This is a genomic window from Micromonospora sp. NBC_00330 (assembly GCF_036136635.1).
GTDB classification, from domain to species: Bacteria; Actinomycetota; Actinomycetes; order Mycobacteriales; family Micromonosporaceae; genus Micromonospora; species Micromonospora salmantinae.
Genome location: NZ_CP108012.1, coordinates 5,402,796 through 5,422,582, shown reverse-complemented (window position 1 = coordinate 5,422,582; position 19,787 = coordinate 5,402,796). Strand labels below are relative to the sequence as shown.

Annotated in this window: 21 protein-coding genes; 13 read left to right on the top strand and 8 right to left on the bottom strand. The window is 71.4% G+C overall.

Going from position 1 to position 19,787, the window contains the following annotated elements; translation table 11 throughout:
* Window positions 1–91: 91 nt before the first annotated feature.
* Window positions 92–811, top strand: coding sequence for a hypothetical protein (locus tag OG598_RS24555; RefSeq protein ID WP_328651264.1), 720 nt, complete (start codon window positions 92–94; stop codon window positions 809–811).
* 144 nt (window positions 812–955) lie between these two features.
* Here the strand turns inward: OG598_RS24555 and OG598_RS24550 are convergent, their stop codons facing one another.
* A complete protein-coding gene (locus tag OG598_RS24550) occupies window positions 956–1,327 on the bottom strand; it encodes a DUF4267 domain-containing protein (RefSeq protein WP_112735691.1) in 372 nt (123 codons plus the stop codon).
* An 89-nt stretch (window positions 1,328–1,416) separates the two neighbouring features.
* Between OG598_RS24550 and OG598_RS24545 the strand changes: the two genes are divergently transcribed.
* Window positions 1,417–1,992: a TetR/AcrR family transcriptional regulator gene (locus OG598_RS24545; protein WP_328651263.1), complete on the top strand. Its 576-nt coding sequence runs from the start codon at window positions 1,417–1,419 to the stop codon at window positions 1,990–1,992.
* A 30-nt stretch (window positions 1,993–2,022) separates the two neighbouring features.
* Here OG598_RS24545 and OG598_RS24540 read toward each other — a convergent pair whose 3' ends face one another.
* Window positions 2,023–2,289, bottom strand: coding sequence for a hypothetical protein (locus OG598_RS24540; protein ID WP_328651262.1), 267 nt, complete (start codon window positions 2,287–2,289; stop codon window positions 2,023–2,025).
* 489 nt (window positions 2,290–2,778) lie between these two features.
* On the opposite strand from OG598_RS24540, the gene OG598_RS24535 reads away from it, so the two are divergent.
* On the top strand, window positions 2,779–2,988 hold the full coding sequence (locus OG598_RS24535) for a winged helix-turn-helix domain-containing protein (RefSeq protein ID WP_328651261.1): 210 nt from the start codon (window positions 2,779–2,781) through the stop codon (window positions 2,986–2,988).
* Between the two features lie 315 nt (window positions 2,989–3,303).
* Here OG598_RS24535 and OG598_RS24530 read toward each other — a convergent pair whose 3' ends face one another.
* The gene (locus OG598_RS24530) at window positions 3,304–4,983 is read right to left on the bottom strand and encodes a DNA repair helicase XPB (RefSeq protein ID WP_124854244.1); all 1,680 of its coding nucleotides are present in this window, start codon (window positions 4,981–4,983) and stop codon (window positions 3,304–3,306) included.
* Between the two features lie 172 nt (window positions 4,984–5,155).
* On the opposite strand from OG598_RS24530, the gene OG598_RS24525 reads away from it, so the two are divergent.
* Window positions 5,156–6,034, top strand: coding sequence for a L,D-transpeptidase family protein (locus OG598_RS24525; protein ID WP_328651260.1), 879 nt, complete (start codon window positions 5,156–5,158; stop codon window positions 6,032–6,034).
* Window positions 6,035–6,131: 97 nt separating this feature from the next.
* Window positions 6,132–6,368: a hypothetical protein gene (locus tag OG598_RS24520; RefSeq protein WP_328651259.1), complete on the top strand. Its 237-nt coding sequence runs from the start codon at window positions 6,132–6,134 to the stop codon at window positions 6,366–6,368.
* A 30-nt stretch (window positions 6,369–6,398) separates the two neighbouring features.
* Here OG598_RS24520 and OG598_RS24515 read toward each other — a convergent pair whose 3' ends face one another.
* Window positions 6,399–8,882 carry a helicase-associated domain-containing protein gene (locus OG598_RS24515; protein ID WP_328651258.1) on the bottom strand — a complete coding sequence of 828 codons (2,484 nt, stop codon included), beginning with the start codon at window positions 8,880–8,882 and terminating at the stop codon, window positions 6,399–6,401.
* An 83-nt stretch (window positions 8,883–8,965) separates the two neighbouring features.
* On the opposite strand from OG598_RS24515, the gene OG598_RS24510 reads away from it, so the two are divergent.
* Together OG598_RS24510 and OG598_RS24505 are read left to right on the top strand one after the other, a co-directional pair.
* The gene (locus OG598_RS24510; protein WP_328651257.1) at window positions 8,966–9,589 is read left to right on the top strand and encodes an HAD family hydrolase; all 624 of its coding nucleotides are present in this window, start codon (window positions 8,966–8,968) and stop codon (window positions 9,587–9,589) included.
* Between the two features lie 27 nt (window positions 9,590–9,616).
* Window positions 9,617–10,003, top strand: coding sequence for a cold-shock protein (locus tag OG598_RS24505; protein ID WP_124816498.1), 387 nt, complete (start codon window positions 9,617–9,619; stop codon window positions 10,001–10,003).
* Here OG598_RS24505 and OG598_RS24500 read toward each other — a convergent pair.
* Window positions 9,964–10,812, bottom strand: coding sequence for a 1,4-dihydroxy-6-naphthoate synthase (locus tag OG598_RS24500; protein ID WP_328651256.1), 849 nt, complete (start codon window positions 10,810–10,812; stop codon window positions 9,964–9,966). The genes OG598_RS24505 and OG598_RS24500 overlap by 40 nt on opposite strands.
* A 440-nt stretch (window positions 10,813–11,252) precedes the next feature.
* Here OG598_RS24500 and OG598_RS24495 point away from each other — a divergent pair, with 440 nt between their 5' ends.
* Window positions 11,253–12,122, top strand: a complete 870-nt coding sequence (locus OG598_RS24495; RefSeq protein ID WP_328651255.1) for a helix-turn-helix domain-containing protein — start codon at window positions 11,253–11,255, stop codon at window positions 12,120–12,122.
* A gap of 108 nt (window positions 12,123–12,230) precedes the next feature.
* Here OG598_RS24495 and OG598_RS24490 read toward each other — a convergent pair whose 3' ends face one another.
* Complete coding sequence (locus OG598_RS24490; protein ID WP_328651254.1) at window positions 12,231–12,881, bottom strand: futalosine hydrolase; 651 nt, start codon at window positions 12,879–12,881, stop codon at window positions 12,231–12,233.
* On the bottom strand, window positions 12,878–14,479 hold the full coding sequence (locus OG598_RS24485; RefSeq protein ID WP_328651253.1) for an MFS transporter: 1,602 nt from the start codon (window positions 14,477–14,479) through the stop codon (window positions 12,878–12,880). Before OG598_RS24485 ends, OG598_RS24490 begins: the two co-directional genes overlap by 4 nt.
* 88 nt (window positions 14,480–14,567) lie before the next feature.
* On the opposite strand from OG598_RS24485, the gene OG598_RS24480 reads away from it, so the two are divergent.
* Window positions 14,568–15,407 (top strand): DUF3027 domain-containing protein, encoded by an 840-nt coding sequence (locus OG598_RS24480; protein ID WP_328651252.1) that lies wholly within the window; start codon window positions 14,568–14,570, stop codon window positions 15,405–15,407.
* A gap of 36 nt (window positions 15,408–15,443) precedes the next feature.
* On the opposite strand, the gene OG598_RS24475 is transcribed toward OG598_RS24480, so the two are convergent.
* Window positions 15,444–15,689, bottom strand: coding sequence for a DUF2530 domain-containing protein (locus OG598_RS24475; RefSeq protein ID WP_091395273.1), 246 nt, complete (start codon window positions 15,687–15,689; stop codon window positions 15,444–15,446).
* Between the two features lie 88 nt (window positions 15,690–15,777).
* Here OG598_RS24475 and OG598_RS24470 point away from each other — a divergent pair, with 88 nt between their 5' ends.
* From OG598_RS24470 to OG598_RS24455, 4 genes are all read left to right on the top strand, one after another.
* Window positions 15,778–17,256: an NCS2 family permease gene (locus OG598_RS24470; protein WP_328651251.1), complete on the top strand. Its 1,479-nt coding sequence runs from the start codon at window positions 15,778–15,780 to the stop codon at window positions 17,254–17,256.
* Between the two features lie 114 nt (window positions 17,257–17,370).
* Window positions 17,371–17,820, top strand: coding sequence for a MarR family winged helix-turn-helix transcriptional regulator (locus tag OG598_RS24465; protein WP_030486369.1), 450 nt, complete (start codon window positions 17,371–17,373; stop codon window positions 17,818–17,820).
* 72 nt (window positions 17,821–17,892) lie between these two features.
* Complete coding sequence (locus OG598_RS24460; RefSeq protein ID WP_328651250.1) at window positions 17,893–19,176, top strand: MFS transporter; 1,284 nt, start codon at window positions 17,893–17,895, stop codon at window positions 19,174–19,176.
* 96 nt (window positions 19,177–19,272) lie between these two features.
* Window positions 19,273–19,782, top strand: a complete 510-nt coding sequence (locus OG598_RS24455) for a hypothetical protein (RefSeq protein WP_328651249.1) — start codon at window positions 19,273–19,275, stop codon at window positions 19,780–19,782.
* The last annotated feature ends 5 nt before the right edge of the window (window positions 19,783–19,787 follow it).

The window sequence follows — 19,787 nt, the reverse complement described above, 5'->3', positions numbered from 1 at the left end:
CGGTGGAGCCCACACGTTTCCGCCGTCTCTCACGTTTTCCTGCCTCCTAGGCTGCGCCGAAGGCCGATATGGGTGGCGGAGGGCGATTGTGGTGTCGAGGCGTACACGTCGGATGGTGGTGTCGGCAGTGGCCGGCGGTCTGTTCGCCCTCGGGGTGGTCGCGCCCGGTCCGGCGGCAGCGCCACTGCCTCGCGCGGCCCAGGCCGACGGCCCGACCGTTCCCGAACCGCGCGAACCGCGCCCACCGCTGCTCCCCGCCGACTTCCAGGGCACCGGCCGGTACATCGTGCGTGACCTCGGCATCGACGTGCCGTTCTCCTGGCAGGGCCGCGACGGCAACAGCCAGATGACCGCCGGCGGCCCCGAGCACCCGATCTGGTTCACGAACCTGATCTACGAGAACACGCTCTACACGCTCACCTACAGGTGGCCGAACATCCCGCTGTTTCCGCCCCGCGCGTGCAGCAAGATCCCGGGGTTTTTCAACCGGCAGATCTTCAACGACAAGCTGAAGACCGCCCGCTACGTGGGGCCGGAGATCCTCCAGGGTGACCAGGACCGGCACGTCGACCACTGGCGGGTCGGGGTGGTCGGCGGCTCCACTGTGCCGGGGGAGTTCTTCCGGTTCCCGATCGCGCTCGGCGACATCTACGTCGACCAGCACGACCCGAGCCGGTGGTGGCAGGTGTTGCAGTTCGGCCTGCAGAACCTCTTCGACCCGGAGCTGGACGAATGGTTCACCATGGACACCTTCGAGCACCGCCCCGGCGAGGTCACCCTCCCCGACCGCTGCCCGCCCCCCACGCCGTGACCCATCCTGCCGCCGCCCGCCCCGCGCGTTGATCGACTCGGCTTTCATGAAATCGGGGCATCAACACGCTTCGGATGCCGCGACTTCCAGGAAGCCGAGTCGATCAAGGCGCGCGGGCCCCGGCCGGGTTGGGGCCGGGTCTGGTTACAGGGCGAACAGCAGGGCGGCGTCCAGGAGGACGACGAGGGCGGTGGCGAAGTGGATGCCGAACGCGACGGCCTTCGTTCCGCCGTTCCGTAGCACGATGACTGTGTCGCCCAGCGGGACGAGCGCGACGATCAGCATGAACCACGCGACAGCGTCGGCGGTCGTGAAGGCGATCAGGGCGAGGCCGAGCAGCCCGAACGTGAGGTCCTTGAGTCCTTTGACAGTCAGGTAGGCGGGGTCGCCGTCCGGGCGGGCCGGAACGCCGTACCCGGCGGCTGCGGCCTGCGGTACCAGCAGGAACCGCGCACCGATGAAGACGACGAAGAGGCTGAGTACGACGGCGAGCCCGTAGGCGAGGGGTGCCAGCATGAGTCTGCTCCAGTTCCTAGCGCTGCTAGATACAAGAGCGACGCTAGCAGAGCGTCGAAAGGAACGCTAGCGCTGCTAGGGTTGCTGTCATGTCGACTCAGGGGCGCCGGGAGCGCGAGCGGGCGGAACGGGAACGGGCGATCATCGCCGCAGCACGCGACCTGGCCCTGGCGGAAGGCTGGGACGCGGTGACCACCCGGCGGCTCGCGGCCGAGATCGAGTACAGCCAGCCCGTCCTCTACAGCCACTTCAAGGGCAAGGACGCCATCATGGCGGCCGTCGCCGTCGAGGGTTTCGCCGAACTGGCCACCACGCTCGTCTCAGCCCGAGCGTCGGCCGCCGATCCCCGTCAGGCGGTCGCCGACGTCGCCGCGGCGTACGCCGCTTTCGCCGAGCAGCGGCCCGCGCTCTACGACGCGATGTTCACCCTCGCCGTGGACCTGCCGTTCGCCAGCCAGGACGTGCCGACCGACCTGGCCCGAGGCTTCGCCGAGTTGGCCGAGACGGTGCGCCCATTCGTCGGGGAGGACGACCTGGAGGCGGTCACCGAGACGTTCTGGAGCGGCCTGCACGGGCTGGTCACGCTGATGCGCAGCGGCCGGCTCCGCCGCGCCGACCACGACCGTCGGCTCGCGGTGCTGGTGGATCGCTTCTCCTCGCGCTGATCGTTGCCGTCGAGGTCGGGCGCGCCGAGTTCACCGACCGCCGGGCCTGGGCGTGCGTCGGGCGCAGGGCGCGAGGTGGTCGACCGGCAGGGCGCACCGCGCGCCGCCGGACAGTGGCCGATCGCAGAAGACCCAATGTCGTACGCCCTGCTGGTCCTCCGCCGAAACGGTCACCCCGCCCGGCTCGACCCGCGCGCTGAGCCGGACCAACACCCGAGCTGCGGTACGCGCGAAGATCCTGGCGCGCAGCAGGTCGGGCGCGATGATCGGCAGGTGGATCACCCAACGCTCACTCATCGGTAGCGGCACCGATCGAGGATCTGCCAGGGCTGCGGCGACTCTTCCCGCCTTCTCGTCGGAGGCGGTTCGTCGCGTCGACTCGCCAGCCGACTCGTCTGGTTGCGCACGTGGCTGCCCTTCGTCGGATGGGATCGACGTGGAGGAAGGGGCGGTCTCCGCCGGTTGCGCTCGGCGGAGACCGCCCGCCCGCGGCCGTCCGGGGGGTACGGCAGCAGGGCCGCGCCGGGGGAGCGCGGCGAGTGGGTCTCGACGGGTCGGATCTCGGCGGCGATGCGAAACCAGTACGAGAGGCGCCAACCGACCGCAGCAGCACCGCATCACCGAGAGCGACGCTACCGATACTGAGTCACCTATGTCAAGGACGTCTCCGAGTCACCTACCCACCTACGTCACTCGCGCTACATGCGTTGCCTACGTCGAACTGGCTGATCAATACTGGGCGAGCCAACCGACTGCAAGGGGCTCCACGTGCCTATCCCGCCCACAATGGACGAGCTGCTCGACGATCTCCTGAAAAAGATCAAGGACGGGACCTATGCGCAGGGGTCACAGCTTCCGTCCGGGCGCGTGCTGGCAGACGAATACGACGTCTCGCAGTCCACGATCAGCCGGGCGGTGGCGAAGCTGCGGAAAGAGGGCGTGCTCGTCGGGCGTCCGGGGCGCGGGGTTTTCGTCGCGGACGCCCGCAAGCGCTGACCCTCGCTGGCTGCCCGGAGCGCGTTGCGCGGGCGTGACTGCCTGAAGCGTTCCGAGGCGTGGCTGCCGGGAGCGCGGTGCGCGAGGCGGGGCTGCCAGGCGTTGCCCGTGGCCGCCGTCCACGCCGGGCGGCTGATTCGTCTACGACATCAGCTCCATACCGAGCGCGTGAGACACCCCGTCCCCGCCCCGCGCCCGCACCCACCGCGCCCGCACCCACCGCGCTGATCGACTCGGGTTCCAGGAAATCGGGGCATCACAGCGCCCCGGACACCGCGACTTCCTGGAAACCGAGTCGATCAAGGCGAAAAAGCGTCAGTCGACGGTCGGGAGCTTCGGGCCGAGGACGTCGTCGGCGTCGACGATCGTGTACGCGTACCCCTGCTCGGCGAGGAAGCGCTGCCGGTGCGCCGCGTACTCGGTGTCGATGGTGTCCCGGGACACCACTGTGTAGAAGTGCGCCTGTCGACCGTCGGCCTTCGGTCGCAGCACCCGACCGAGCCGCTGCGCCTCCTCCTGGCGTGACCCGAACGTCCCGGACACCTGGATCGCTACCGCCGCCTCGGGCAGGTCGATCGAGAAGTTGCCGACCTTCGAGATCACCAGGGTCCGCAGCGAGCCGGACCGGAACGCGTCGAACAGCCGCTCCCGCTCCTTGTTGGTGGTCGAGCCCTGGATGATCGGTGCGTCGAGGTACTCGCCGAGCTGGTGCAACTGGTCGATGTACGCGCCGATCACCAGCACCTGGTCGTCCGGGTGCCGGTCCACCAGTGCCTTGACCACCGGCAGCTTGGTGCGGGCGGTCGCCGCCATCCGGTAGCGCTCCTCGGCCTCCGCTGTCGCGTACGACATCCGCTCCGCGTCGGTCAGTGTCACCCGGACCTCGGTGCACTCGGCCGGTGCGATCCAGCCCTGCGACTCGATGTCCTTCCACGGCGCGTCGTACCGCTTGGGCCCGATGAGGCTGAACACGTCACCCTCGCGGCCGTCCTCGCGTACCAGGGTCGCGGTGAGGCCCAGCCGGCGGCGGGCCTGGAGGTCCGCTGTGAACCGGAAGATCGGCGCGGGCAGCAGGTGCACCTCGTCGTAGACGACCAGGCCCCAGTCGCGGGCCCCGAAGAGGTCCAGGTGGGTGAACGCGCCGCCGCGCCGCGAGGTGAGCACCTGGTACGTGGCGATGGTGACCGGGCGGATCTCCTTGCGCTCGCCGGAGTACTCGCCGATCTCCTCCTCGGTCAGCGAGGTGCGGGCAATCAGCTCCCGCTTCCACTGCCGGCCGGCGACCGTGTTGGTCACCAGGATCAGGGTTGTCGCCTTCGCCTCGGCCATCGCCGCCGCGCCGACCAGGGTCTTGCCGGCGCCGCAGGGCAGCACCACCACCCCCGACCCGCCGGCCCAGAACGCCTCCACGGCCTCCCGCTGGTACGAGCGCAGCGTCCACGGCTTGCGCCCGTCCTTGCCGGCCTCGGCCAGCTCGATCGGGTGCGCCTCACCGTCGACGTAACCGGCCAGGTCCTCCGCCGGCCAGCCCAACTTGAGCAGCGCCTGCTTGAGCCGGCCACGCTCGGACGGGTGCACCCGGATGGTGTCGTCGTCGATCTTGTCGCCGAGCATCCCGGCGAGCTTCTTGCTCTTGGCCACCTCGATCAGCACCAGCCGGTCCAGTGCGCGCAGCACCAGCCCGTACGCCGGGTCGTTGGCGAGCTGAAGCCGGCCGTACCGGTCCATCGTCTCGGCCACGTCCACCAGCAGCGCGTGCGGCACCGGGTAGCGGGAGTACTTGAGCAGCGAATCGACGACACCCTCGGCGTCGTGCCCCGCCGCGCGGGCGTTCCACAGACCCAGCGGCGTCAGCCGGTAGGTGTGCACGTGCTCCGGCGAGCGTTCCAGCTCCGCGAACGGCGCGATCGCCATCCGGCAGGCCTGCGCGTCGGGGTGGTCGATCTCCAGCAGCAGGGTCTTGTCCGACTGCACGATCAGTGGTCCACCGCTCACGCCAGCGTCCTCTCCTCGGTTGGCCGACCGGCCGGAACGGGTCGCATACCCGCTGCTGGCCGACCATCCAGTGTTGCACGATGCGGGACTGCGAAAGAAAGATGCTCACCGGACGCAACCGTGATGGCACTCACGAACGTCTAGTAAAGGGACGACTGTCTGGGGAGGGCCCATGAAGCATGTCCGGATCACTTCCCGACTGGTTGCCCTCGTGGTGGTCGTGCTGGTCGGCGCGGGAGCGTGCGCGTTCGATCCGCAGTCCGGCGGGAGTGGTGGCGGGGGAGCCGCCCCGGCCGGTGCGGCGGAACAGGCAACGGGGGCGGGCGACACGCCCGGGCCCGACCAGCACGGCCGGCCCACCCCGGCCTCGCCCACCCCGAAACCCTCCCGGAAACCCACGCCGAAGCCGACCCGCCCGGCACCCACGAAAACCCCCGGCACCGGTACGCCGACCGTCGCCGGCTGCCCCCAGGGGCAGCACCAGCGGGCGGTGGAGACCCACCTGGCCCGGTTGGGCGGGTTCGGGGCGGTGACAGTGGACGGCCGGCAGTCCGCCGCCGACTGCGCGGCGATCAAGAAGTTCCAGAAGAGGTACGGCATTCGCCCCGTCGAGGGTCGCGCCGGACCCACCACCCTCGACGTGGCCCAGCGCCTCGCCACCACCGACACGACCCGCTGCAAGGCCGGCACCGGCACCACGTTCTGCGTCGACCTGACCCGGCAGACCGTCTGGGCGCTCCGCGGCGGCAAGGTGATCATGGCACCGACGGTGACCCGCACCGGCATGTCCGGCTACCGCACCCCGGCCGGCACGTACGCCGTCAACTACCGCAACCCCAAGGAGTGGTCCAACCCGTACGAGGTGTGGCTGCCGTACTGGCAGCACTTCACCCAGGGGATGGGCTTCCACGAGACCACCACGTACCTGCACGAGAAGTCGATCGGCTCGCACGGGTGCGTCAACCTGCTGCACGCCGACGCGGTCCGGATGTGGGAACTCGGCAAGGTCGGCACCCGGGTGGTGCTGATCGGCCGGCGCCCCGGCACCTGAGTGACACGGAGCGAATCGCAGCGATAACCCCCTGTCCGACCGGACTTTCGAGTGTCACCCTTGGAGTCCAGGGCCGGACCGGGCGGGGAGGCTGGGCATGACGGTCGACCGTGAGGTGATCGCGGAGCACGAGCACGCACCACCCGACGAGGTGTCCCGAGCGACGGTGATCGCGTACGCAGTCGCGGCGACGCTCCTGCTCGGGTGGTTCCTCTTCGGCTGGCTGGTGCTCCAGCAGGGCTTCGTCGACTCGGTCGGGGAATCCGCCGGTGCCGGCTTCGCGCTGCTGCTGATCATCTCGGTGGTCGGCACCGTACGCCGCAGCCGTCGCTGACCGACGACGCCCGCGCGGTGGCGCCGTCGGTCAGTCCGCCACCACCGCCGCGGTGATCCGGTGCAGCGCGAACGTGTGCAGCATCTCGGTCCGTTCGTCCTCGGCCCGCAGGTAGCCGGCACCGATCGAGACCGGCTTGAGCAGACGTGACGCCGTCGCCCCGTGCGCGTCGACGTAACCCACCCAGACCAGCGCCTTGTCCCGGACCGCCTGCTGGAGCACCGCCAGGGCCTCGCTGTGGGTGTGCGCCGGCACCGGTCCGCCGCCCAGCCCGGGCGCGCCGCCGCGCACCACCGCCGGCGCCCGTCGGGCGGCCCGCGCCGCCGCGTCGCCTCGCCGGATGTGCTCCACCACGCCGAGCAGCCGGGGCATGGGCAGCTTCGGGGCGGCCAACGGGTCGATCGTCCGGGTGGTCACCGACACCCGGGGCGGTGCCCGCCGGATTCGTGGCCGGGCCAGCACCGTGCTGCCGGTGCCGTCCTCCTGCACCGGGGCGTACCCCGCGTCGCGCAGCGCGCCCAGCAGCCGACCGACCTGGTACTGGGTACACAGCACCGTCGGCGCGAGCCGGCGCAACGCCAACGACTCCAGCCGCCGGTCGGCCAACACCTCGCTGATCAGCGTCTCGTCGTCGCTGCGCAGGTACGCCCCGGCCAGGCCGACCCGCAACCCGCCGTGCTTACGGGCCACGTCGTCGATCAGGTAGGTGAGCCCCTGCGGCACCGGGGTACGTGACCGACGCCGGAACACGTCGTGCAGGTCGTCGGCCGTGTAGCCGGAATCCAGTGCCCGCCGCACGCTCGCCGTGGTGACCCGGTGCACGCTGGCCCCGCCGGCCGACTCCAGCTCGGTCATCGCCTCCAACTCGACGGCGAGCGCCGGCTCGGGTGGGCCGGGCACCACCACTGTCAGGTCGGCCTGCACCAGGAAGTGGTCGACCGGTGCGGGCAGCAGCGCGTCCAGCGCCCGTGCGGCGTTGGACGGGTCGCCACTCTCGACGTCGGCGTGCACGCCCAGCGGGTCGTCACCCCGCCCGTCGGTCGACGTCAGGTCCCCCAGCAGCAGCCGACCGTACGAGGTGAGCGCCCCCAGCCCCGTCACGCCCAGCTGAGCGGCCTCGGCCAGCACCTCCCGGTGTGCGGCGTCCCGGCCCCGGCTGCGACGCGGAGCCCGCCAGTCCAGCAGCTCCTGCACCTCCTCCGGGGTGGGTGCCGTCGCCGGCTCCAGATCGGCGAGTACGCCGAGCACCGCCCGTCGGGTGGCCGGCACGCTGGCCCGCTCGGCCTCGGCGGAGAGCGCGGTGATCGGCCGGTCCCGGTCGTCACGGCGGCCCACCAGCCCCACCTGCCGGGTCATGGTCAGCCACGCTCGGGCGAGCTGCTCCCAGCGTTGGGCCAGCGAGGCGGCCCGCCACACCTCGTACCCGCCGGTCGGCAGCACCTGCTGATCCGCCCCGTACCGGCCGGTGGTCGCACCGGGCATCTCCAGCTCACCGAGGAGCCCCGCCGCGTACGCCACCTCCAGCAGCAGCGCGGTGATCGGTTCGTCCAGCCCGGCGGTGCGCGCCAACCGGCGCAGGTCCCGTACACCGATGCCACCCGAACGCAGCACCGGCGCGGGCTCGTCGCCGAGCTGCTCCAGCAGCCCTTCGGTGTGCCGGACCACCTCCATGGTCTGCCCGGCCCCGGCCGAGTCGACCGCCTTCGGCTCGCGCGGCGCGGCGGCCACCGGCGGTGGGCTGGTACGCAGCGGCCCGAGGGGGCCGCTGTCGCGGCGCAGCAGCAGGCCGACCTCGCGGGGCAGCTCCACCGTTCCGCTGGCGGTGGACGAGCCGGTCGTCGCCGGGACCAGCAGTCTGTTGTCGACGAGCCACCGCACCGGGGAGCCGGTCGGCGCGCCACCGTTGGTCGGGTCGGAGAGGACCGGGTCCGCCGCGCCGAGCGGCGGCGCCTGCAACGCTCCCGGCGGCACGCTGCCCACCGGCGGGCCGGCCGCCAACCGGTCCAGGATCGCCCGGGCCGAGGGCGGGGCGGCGAGCACCGTCCGTCGGAGCTTCGCCGGGTCCGCGCAGAGCGCGGCCGTGCGCGGGTCCAGCTCAGCGGCCGGTCGGCCGAGCCCAGCGGGGTACGGGGAGACTTCGTCGACGGCGGGCAGCACCTGGAGCGCGTGCTCCGGGCCGTACAGCAGGAAGAGCGCACGCAGTCGGCCCACGGCGGCCCGGACGGCCGTCGGAGCCGGCGGTTGCGGCCCCGAGGTCGCCATCGCGAGCACGGTGTCGGTGGCAGTGGTGGCGTCGTCCGGACTCCGGGTGAGGCGGGCGGCGTCGAGGATCTGGAGGGTGAACTGGTCCAGACCGTCCAGCGCGCGGGCCACGGAGACCCGGGACTGGGCTCGGATGGCCAGGGCGGAGACGTCGGCCGGCACGGGCACGACGAGGTCGGGCCGCAGCTGGAGGAGCGCGGCCAGTGACTCGTCGGGCAGCGACCGCAGGTGGTCGGCGAGTGAGGTGGTCATCGTCTTTCCACGCTAGCCCGGCACCGGGCTTCCGCGCCCCTCGGACGTCCGGTCGACTGGGAGTAGCCGGTACGTTTCTCGACATGCCCGCACTGACCGTCGGATTCGACCTCGACATGACCCTGGTGGACTCCCGCCCCGGCATCGCCGCGGCGTACCGGGCGCTGACCGCGAGGACCGGCGTGCCGGTCGACGCCGAACTGGCGGTGTCCCGGCTCGGGCCGCCGCTGCGTACGGAGATCGCGCACTGGTTCCCGCCGGAGCAGGTCGAGTCGGCCGTGCGGGTGTATCGCGAGCTGTACCCGGCGTACGCGATCACCCCGACGCTCCTGCTGCCCGGCGCGCGGGAGGCCATCGAGGCGATCCGCGCGCGGGGTGGCCGGGTGTTGGTCGTCACGTCCAAGATGGGCCGGTTGGCCCGGTTGCACCTGGATCACCTCGGTCTCGCTGTCGACGAGTTGGCCGGCGACCTGTTCGCCGAGCAGAAGGCGACAGCTCTGCGGGAGCACGGCGCGACCCACTACGTCGGTGACCATGTGGCGGACATGGTGGCGGCGGCAGCGGCCGGGGTGCCCGGCATCGGTGTGGCGACCGGCCCGTGCTCCTCCGACGAGCTGCGCGAGGCCGGGGCGGAAGTGGTGCTGAACGAGCTCACCGAATTCCCAGCGGCGCTCGACGGGATGATCCAGCTAGCCTTGGAGCAGTAGCGGCTCAAGTGAAGCAGGGGTTTTCAGGTGCCTACGGGTCGAGTGAAGTGGTACGACACGGCCAAGGGATACGGCTTCGTCACGAGTGACGAGGGCGGCGACGTGTTCCTGCCCAAGGGGGCGCTGCCGGCGGGTGTCACCGACCTCAAGGGTGGCCAGCGGGTCGACTTCAGCGTGGTGGACAGCCGCCGGGGCGCGCAGGCCATGGGGGTCAAGCTGCTGGACGCGCCGCCGTCGATGTCGGAGCTGCGCCGTCGGCCGGCCGAGGAGCTGCACGGCCTGGTCGAAGACATGATCAAGGTGCTGGAGGCGAAGGTCCAGCCGGACCTGCGCCGGGGTCGGTACCCGGACAAGAAGTCCGCGCAGAAGATCGCTCAGCTGGTCCACGCGGTGGCCCGCGAGCTGGAGGTCTGAGGCACCAGGCCGGCGGTGGCGGCCCGGTCGAGCAGTGCCGCCACCGCGGCGAAACCGGCCTCGCCCAGGTCCGCGGTGAACTCGTTGACGTAGAGGCCGATGTGCCGGTCGACCACGTCGAGCTCCATCTCCTGGGCGTGCGCCAGCACGTACTCCCGGCTGGCCGCCGGGTCCGCCCAGGCCTGCCGGACCGACTCGCGGACCCAGCCGGCCGCGGCCTCCGGGTCGACGGCCCCACGCCGGGCCAGGATCGCGCCGAGGGGGATGGGGAGGCCGGTGTCGGCCTCCCACCATTCGCCGAGGTCGACAAGGGCGCTCAGGCCGTGCCGGTGGTAGGTGAACCGGGCCTCGTGGATGACCAGCCCAGCGTCGTAGCGCCCAGCCGCCACGCCCGGCATGATCTCGTGGAACGGGACCACCTCGATCCGGGCCGGCGGTCGCCCGGCCGACCAGAGCCGGAACAGCAGGTACGCGGTGGTCCGGTCGCCCGGCACCGCCACCGTGGCACCGGTCAGGTCGGTGCGGTCCGGCCCGCCGTCACGGTCGCCCCGGGTGAGCACCAGCGGACCGCAACCGCGACCCAGGGCACCGCCGCAGGGCAGCAGGTGGTAGTCGTCGAGCAGCCAGGGCAGCGCCGCGAAGCTCACCTTCACCAGGTCGAACGCACCTCGCTCGGCCGCCGTGTTGGTGATGTCCACGTCGGCGTACGTCACCTCGACCGGCGGCGCGCCGGGCACCCGCCCGTGCACCAGAGCGTGGAAGACGAATGTGTCGTTGGGGCAGGGCGAGATCGCCAGGGAGAGCGCCACACCCTCACGGTAGCCCCGCCCTCCGCCCGGGGTCCGTGCCCACCCCACGACTGTGATCCGCGACCGTGCCGCACAGCTGTGATCGGCGTCGGAGCGGCACAGCTGTGATCGGCGTCGGAGCGGGGCGGCCGTGCGAGCTGCGGCGGACGCCGCCGGGAACAACGCGTGGAACGACTGGTCGAGCAGGGTCGACCACCCATCCCGGTCTCCCTTTGGAGTTGATGTCGTAAACGAATCGCCCAGAGTGGGTGAGCGTGGTCCGGAACTGGGCCGTGGTGTGCACCTCGGCGGGACAGGACGTCTGGTGATGCCGCGAACGATTCAGCTCCAAAGGGGTCGCGGGAGTAGGTCATCCACCGGTCGGCGAGGTTGTCCACAGCGTTATCCACAGGCTGGCGCAGGGTGTTGATAGCTCGCTGACCGGCCGGGACCATCGGCCTGTGACCGAGGCGAGTGACCACACCGACGAGGCCGGCGGAACCGATCTCGGGCAGGCGCTCCGCGCGCTGCGTCGGCGGGCCGATCTGAGTCAGCGGCAGTTGGCCGAAAAATCCGGGGTGCCGCAGCCGACGCTTGCCCGGATCGAGTCCGGGCGGGCGGTCGATCCCCGATTCCGGACAGTGGAACGCCTCGTCCAGGCGGCGGGTGGGACATTGGCCGTCGGCGTCCCACCATCCGTCTCCGGCGTCACCGAACCCACGCCGGTTCCGCACGACGACATGCGCGACGAGGCGGGCCGCCGATACCCGGCCCACCTGGACGTCTGGCCGGTCCACGAGCCTCGGGACTGGCCCGGTGCCTGGTGGGCGGAGTGGTACCGGTTGCCACCCGAGCGGTATCCGCTCCCGCTGCCACCGGCGGCGTACGAGCTGAACCGGCGCTATCGCGACAATCGGCGCTGGGCTGCCGAGGTCCGGCGGACCGCGCAGGTGCGTCGGGTGATCGGTAGCGACCTGCCGACCACCTGCTGGCGATACGTCGCCGAGCTTCCCGACGGCACGCTGGTTGGTGAGCTGCGGGCCCATGAGCGGAGCCCGTTCCTGGAGTACGGGGAGTGGCATCCGCACCTGCCGGAGCGGGAAATGGTGCTCGACAGCGTGCTTGTCGACGCCCGGTACCGCCGGTTGGGGCTCGGGCGTCGGCTGGTCACCGCGCTGGTGACCGCTATGCGCGAGGCGGGCATCGACGATGCGGCCGCTATCGCCGAGGGATCCGGCACCGACCTGCTGCGGGCGTGCGGCTTCGAGATCGAGGCACGCCGCCCGGCCGCACTGCGCCTGGGCCGCCCGGGCAAACGCTGGTTCTCCTGACCGTCGCCCGGGTCAGCGCAGCGCCGGGTCAGCGCAGTGCCGGGTCAGCGCAATGCCGGGTCAGCGCAATGCCGGGTCAGCGCAGCGCCGGGTCAGCGCAATGCCGGGTCAGCGCAGCGCTGGGGCTGCTGCGGTCAGGGCGGTCAGGGCTTCACGCAGCCGCCAGGCGTCCCGGTCGCGGGGGCCGATCGGGTTGGAGATGGTGCGCAGTTCGGCGAACGGCACCCCGGCCTGCGCCGCGGCGACCGCCACGCCGTACCCCTCCATGGCTTCGGCGACCGCTTCCGGATGCCTGCGGCGCAGCTCGTCGGTGCTGGCCGTGGTGCCGGTGACGGTGCTGACAGTGAGCACCGGGCCGGCCGTGGCCGTCGGGAGGGCGGCTCGCAGTGCCGCCAGCAGGCCCGGGTCCGCCTGCACCCTGCTGCCCGCACCGAGCAGCGCCGACGGCATGCCCAACTCGTCGACCGGGATGAAGCCGTCGGGCGACTCGGCGCCCAGGTCGGCGGCGATGCTGGCGGTGCCGAGCACCGTGTCGCCGACCCCGGCCCGCCCGGTGAAGCCGCCGGCCACGCCGGCGCTGACGACCGCACGGTACGGGCGGCCGGCGGCCTCGGCCAGCGCCAGCAGCCGGGCGGTGGCCGCACCGGCGACGGCCGGACCCACACCGATCGGGGTGACGGTCACTGTGTGGTCGGTCAGCCCGGCGCGGACCGCGTCCGCCTCGGCGGGAACCGCCGTCACCACCAGCAGACCGGTCACGAGAGTGAGCCGGGGGACTCGCGGCGGGTTTCGTCGTCGGCCCCGCCACCCGGGCCGCCAACGGCCGACGACGGGCGGTAGATGTGGTAGCCCGGCGGGGCGAGGCTCGGGTCGTCGTACTGCGGTGGGCTGGTCTGGGCCGGCGCGGGCGAGGTTGGTGTGGGGTCCCCGGGCTCGTCCGCAGGCTCGTCCTCGGTCAGCTCGTCGTCACCGAGCGGTCGGCCGGCCAGCTTCTCGCCGCGCAGCCGGGCGGCGGCCAGCACACCCCGGATCGCGGCCAGTACGCCGACCCCGGCGGCCACGGCGATGCCCATCCGGCCATCGAACGGCACCAGCCCGAGCCCGCCGCCGGCGACGAAGGCGAGCATGAGCACAGTCTCGGAGTGGGCGAATGAACTGGCCCGCAACCGTTCGGGGATGCGCTCCTGGATCGAGGCGTCCACCGCCAGCTTCGCTATCCCGCTGGCCAGCGCGGCGACCAGGCAGAGCAGGGCGACCATCAGCAGCGAGAACTGGATGACGGCGAGCACCGCCACCCCGGCCACGATGATCATGCTGCTGGACTGGATGGCGGTCGGGCGGTGGATGCGCAGTCGGGTGCCGATGGCGGTGGCCAGGAAGGTGCCGACCGCGAGCGCGCCGCCGACCACGCCCAACGCCCACTCGGCGCCCAGATCCCGGCCGAACACCACAGTGGTCAGGTCGCCCTTCTTGATCGCGAAGGCGAGGAAGAGCAGCAGGAAGCCGTAGAGCGCGCGTAGCGTCGCCGCGCCGATCAGGGTGGCGATCACCAGCCGGCCGGACGGTCGGCCCCGGCCCAACGGTCGGTCGCCACGGCGGCGGCCCAGCGCGCGCAGTGGCCGGGGGACCCGCTCCGGTGGCTCCGAGTCGGCCTTCGGTGGCAGCCGCAGCGAGATCACCATGCCGACCAGGAAGATCAACGATGCGACCCGTAGCGGCCACTGCGGCCCGAACCAGAACGCGGCCAACCCGATCGGCGCCACCAGCGCACCCGCGACAGTGCCGTAGACGCTGGCCCGGGCACCCACCTGGGACAGGCCGAGGCCCTCCGGCAGCAACCGGGGCACCGCCGCGGAGCGGGCCACGCCGTACGCCCGGGAGAGCGCGAGCACCCCGAACGCGGCCGGGTAGAGCCCGAAGCCGTGGATGTAGTCGGAGATCAACCAGGCCAGGAAGGCGCGGCCGAGCATCGTCGCGGCCAGCGCGTACCGCCGGCCGTGCCGGAAGTGATCCAGCAACGGGCCCACCACCGGGGCGAGCATCGCGAACGGCACCATGGTCACCAGCAGGTAGAGCGCGACCTTGCTGCGGGCCTCGCCGAGCGGCACGTTGAAGAAGATCGTGCCGGCCAGGCCGATGGCGATCAGGGTGTCACCGGCGCAGGAGAGCGCGTGCAGGTCGAACAGGCGAACCATGCCGACCTCGCCGCCGGCACCACGGGCGCGGGCCCGACCGGCCCGGCGGGTCACCCAGCGGCCGCTGCCCACCGAACCGCGCAACAGCAGACGGATGGCGCGAATGCCGGTGCCGACGGTCCGCCCGAGGACGGAACGCCCGGAGCGGGAGTACGACGGCATGTGCACCATCCTCGCCCATCTGATCCGGGTACGCCGCACCACCGCTGGGAAAGGTTCCCCGGGAGTCCCTGTCACCCCTGCGGGGCGCATGGGGAACAATGGTCGGGTGACCAGGCCCGTCTCCACCCGTGCCGCCCGTCTCGACCAGGTCTGCGCCGCCGCCGTCGAGGTGGCCCGCGCCGGCATCACCGAGGTGGACGCCGACGATGTCGGCGACCACCTGCAGGTCGTTGCCGAGGGCGATCGGCTGGTCACCCACTACTTCGAATGTCGCCTCGCCGGCTACAACGGCTGGCGCTGGGCGGTCACCGTCACCCGGGTGCCGCGCAGCAAGACGGTGACCATCTGCGAGACGGTGTTGCTGCCCGGCCCGGACGCGCTGCTCGCGCCCGGTTGGCTGCCCTGGCAGGAGCGGCTCAAGCCGGGCGACCTGGGTCCGGGCGACCTGCTCCCGACCTCGCCCGACGACGATCGACTGGTCCCCGGTTACCTGCTCTCCGACGACCCGGCGGTCGAGGAGACGGCCTGGGAGTTGGGCCTCGGGCGCGCCCGCGTGCTCTCCCGGGAGGGCCGCATCGACACGGCGCAGCGCTGGTACGAAGGTGACCACGGCCCGGCCGCGGCCATCTCGTCCGCCGCTCCGGCCGCCGCCCGCTGCGGCACCTGCGGCTTCTATCTGCCGCTGGCCGGTGCGATGCGGCAGGCCTTCGGGGCCTGCGGCAACTTCTACGCCCCTGACGACGGCCGGGTGGTGAGCGCCGACCACGGTTGCGGCGCCCACTCCGAGACGTTGATCGAGACGGCCGAGACCGCTGTCGAAGAGCTGCCCACGGTGTACGACGACAGCGCGGTGGAGGCCATGTCGGTCAGCCGGGCTCCGGGCTCGGTGGAGGCCGCTGAGCCGGCGGAGCCGTACGGGCACTCCTGATCGTCCGCGCCGGAGTGCTCCGGCGCGGCGGCCAGCTCACCTCGCGCGGCGGCGTCGTCGGTTGGCGTCGTGCCGCATCATCACGGCGAGGCCCGGGAAACCCCACAGGAAACCGGCGAGGCAGGTCCAGAGCCAGTTCTGGTGACCGTGGTCGGTCAGCCAGCCCCGGAAGAAGATCAGCAGGACCAGCCCGGCCACCGCCCACGCGATCAGCCCGGCGAGGGCGAACGGCACCATCGGCGGATCCAGTGGTGCGGGCCGCGGTGGCTGCTCGTTCGGCATTCGGCAAGCGTACGGGATCTACTTCCCCTGCCCACCGACGATCTGGGACGATGCGCGCGACAACTGGAAGATCACCTGCGAGGACCTGATGGCCGTAGCGCCGCCCGAGAACGGCACACCTTCCAACCCCGCTCATCCGCGTAACGGTTTCGACCGGTTCTTCGAGATCTCCGCCCGTGGCTCGACGTTGAGCCGTGAGGTACGCGGTGGCCTGGCGACCTTCTTCACGATGGCGTACATCGTGGTGCTCAACCCGCTGATCCTGGGCGGCGCCGTCGACGGTGACGGCAAGAGCCTTCCGATTCCCGCGCTGGCTGCGGCGACCGCGCTGGTCGCCGGCCTGATGACCATCCTGATGGGTGTGGTCGGCCGGTTCCCGCTGGCGCTCGCCGCCGGTCTGGGTGTCAACGCCCTGGTGGCGTACGAGATCGCTCCCGAGATGACCTGGGCAGACGCGATGGGTCTGGTGGTGATCGAGGGTTTGATCATCGCGGTGCTGGTGCTGACCGGTCTGCGGACCGCTGTGTTCCGCTCGGTGCCGACCCAGATGAAGAGTGCGATCGGGGTCGGCATCGGTTTGTTCCTGACCATCATCGGCCTGGTCGACGCCGGCTTCGTCCGGCGCATCCCGGATGACGCCAACACCACGGTTCCGGTCGGCCTGGGCATCGGCGGCAAGCTGGTGAGCTGGCCGATGCTGGTCTTCGTGGTGGGCCTGCTGATCACGCTGGTGCTGGTGGTCCGTCGGGTGAAGGGCGCGATCCTGATCGGCATCCTCGCCTCGACGGTGCTCGCGGTGATCGTGGAGGCGATCGGCAACATCGGCCCGTCGTTCGTCAACGGTCAGCCCAACCCGAAGGGTTGGTCGCTGAACGTGCCGGAGCTGCCGAAGTCGGTGGTCGACCTGCCGGACCTGTCGCTGCTCGGCAAGTTCAACGTGCTGGACTCGTGGGGCCGGGCCGGTTGGCTGGTCGTGCTGATGTTCATCTTCACGCTGTTGATCACGGACTTCTTCGACACCATGGGCACGATGGTCGCGGTCGGCCAGGAGGGCGGCCTGCTCGACGAGCAGGGCACCCCGCCGAAGGCCAAGGAGATCCTGCTTGTCGACTCGATCGCTGCGGCGGCCGGCGGTGCGGCCAGCGCCTCCAGCAACACGTCGTACATCGAGAGCGCGGCTGGTGTCGCGGAGGGTGCGCGGACCGGCGTGGCCAACCTGGTCACCGGCGCGCTCTTCCTGCTCGCGATGTTCCTGGCGCCGCTGGTCGTGATCGTGCCGTTCGAGGCGGCGTCGACGGCCCTGGTGGTGGTCGGGTTCCTGATGATGACGGCGGTGCGGACGATCGACTGGTCCGACTACGAGATCGCCATTCCGGCGTTCCTCACCATCGTGCTGATGCCATTCACCTACTCGATCTCCAACGGGATCGGCGCTGGTCTGATCACCTTCGTGGTGGTCAAGCTGGCGCGGGGCAAGGCCCGGGAGATCCACCCGTTGCTGTACGGGGTGGCCGCGCTCTTCGTGCTGTACTTCCTGCGTGGGCCGATCGAGTCCCTGGTGCTCTGAGGCGCGTCCGGGCGGGGAGTCGATTGGGATTCCCCGCCCGTACCATGTGAATCCCCTCGTGAGCCTGGTCATAACGGATGTCGTTAGCCAGGCTCATTAGTTAAGCTAACTACTGTGACGGAGCGGACGGTGACGGCGGAACGCGTGCCACCGGCGCAGCTGGCTCCCCAGCTGCGTGATGCGATCACCCGACTCAACCGGCGGGTCCGACAGGCCCGACCGGTCGGCGACCTCACGGTCACCCAGGTCTCCGCGCTCACCAGCCTGCGGCTGGCGGGCGCTATGACACCCCGTGAGCTGGCCGACGTTGAGCGGGTGCAGCCGCCGACGATGACCAAGATCGTCGGAAAGTTGGAGGACCGCGGCCTCGTGCGGCGGACACCCCATCCGACCGACGGGCGACAGGTCATCCTCGCGGCGACCGAAGGAGGGCAGGCCGTGCTCGACCAGTTCGAGCGGGCCCGCGACGAGTGGCTGGCCCACCGGCTGGCCGCACTCGACGAGGACGAACGGGAGACCCTGCAGAGGGCCGCCGAGATTCTTCAGCAGCTCGCTCGCGCCTGAGCCGTACCCGCGCCACCGGGTCCGTGCCGTCACGTGTCGATGACGCGTACGTCCGGAGGAGGCGCACCAAGAGTGCAGGCGAAGCTGAGCACGATGTTCCAGTCCCTACAGGTCCGCAACTACCGCCTCTTCGCATCCGGGCAGCTGATCAAGTTGATCGGCGTCTGGATGATGTTCATAGCCCAGGACTGGCTCGTCCTCGAGCTCTCCAACAACTCGGCGACCGCGCTCGGCGTGGTCACCGCCTGCCAGTTCACCCCGGTGCTCCTGCTCACCCTGCTCTCCGGCCGGCTCGCCGACCGGTACGACAAGCGGGTGCTGCTCTTCGCCGCAAACGCCTTCTGGAGCCTGCTGGCACTCGGCATGGCGATGCTGGTCCTCACCGACCTGGTGCAGCTCTGGCACGTCTTCGCCTTCGCCGCGCTGCTCGGCACTGCCAACGCTGTGGAGACCCCGGTCCGGCAGGCGTTCGTCTCCGAACTGGTCGGCACGCCGCTGCTGCCCAACGCGCTGTCGCTGAACGCCGCCGTGTTCAACTCTGCCCGGATCGTCGGCCCGGCCGTGGCCGGCCTTGCCATCGCCGCGTTCGACGTCGGCCCGGTCTTCCTCTTCACCGCCCTCAGTTCGGTCGCGCCCCTGGTCAACGTGGTCCGGATGCGTACGACCGAGCTGCACCGCGACGCCCTACTGCCCCGCGACGAGCGGGCGTCCGCCCGGGTCGTCGACGGGCTGCGGTACGTGTGGCGTCGCCCCGACCTGCTGCTGCCGATGGCGATCATGTCGGTGATCGGCATGTCGTTGTTCAACTTCCAGCTCACCCTGGCCGCGTTGGCGAAGACGGTATTCCACACCGGCGCCGCCTCCTTCGGCCTGTTCAGCACGGCGCTTGCCGTCGGCGCGCTCGGCGGCGCGCTCAGTGGCACCGGTCGCCGTAGCCGCCCGTCGGTGTGGCTGGTGCTCGGTGCGGCGATCGCCTGCGCCAGCTTCGGCACCCTGGTCGGCCTCTCCACTGCGTACTGGCTGGTGGTGGCGCTGCTGGTGCCGACCGGCTTCTGCATGGTCTTCTTCGCCCAGGCCGCCAACCAGCGGATCCAGATGGGCGTCGACGCGGCCTTCCGGGGACGGGTGATGGCCCTGTGGGTGCTGGTGTTCCTGGGCACCAACCCGGTCGGCGCGCCGCTGATCGGCTGGGTCGCGGAGCACTACGGTGCCGGTGCCAGCATCTGGATGGGTGGGCTCATCTCGCTGGCCGCCGCGGTGATCGCCCTCACCTGGCAGCTCCGCCACTCCGGTGCCCGGCTGCGGTTCCGGGTGCTGCCGATGCCCCGCTTCTACGTCACCTCCACCGACTGCTGAGGTTTACCACCGGCGCCGGCCGCGTCCGGATGCGCGGATCGCGCGGATGCGGCGAAACCGGTGGCGGGGTGGCACGGTGGGGCTTAGCGTCGATACGTGGGAGTCGGACGCGCGCTGATGCTGGCCCTGGCGTTCCTCGCCGTGGCCACTCTGCCGGCGGCGTTCGCCCTGCTCTTCTGCTACGACGAGATCCTCGACCGGGTGGTCTGCGGCTGGTCCGAGTGGCGTGACCGCCGCCGGGAGAAACGCACCATCGCCCGTCTCGACCGTGCCATCGAGGCCGACGCGCTGACCCGGGACATCGACCTCAGCGAGTTCGATCGCGCTGACCGCCGGCCGCTGGAGCAGCTCGCCGCCGACCTGCGCCGTCTCGGCGGTCAGCGGGTCGGCGGCGGCGGTCGCTCGATGGTCTGGCACAGCGCGCTGCTCCAGGCGTACGACGACCGGCTCCGCCTCGCCTGCCGCGCCCTCGGCATCGCCGAACACCTCGCCGAGCTGGAGGGCGTCGATCAGGAGATCGAGCGGGTCCGGGTGGAGGGCGTGCTGCACGCCGCCGGGCTGGCCCTTCCGGCGGCCCGGGCTGGGCTTCGGCAGCGGCACCGCTGACCGGC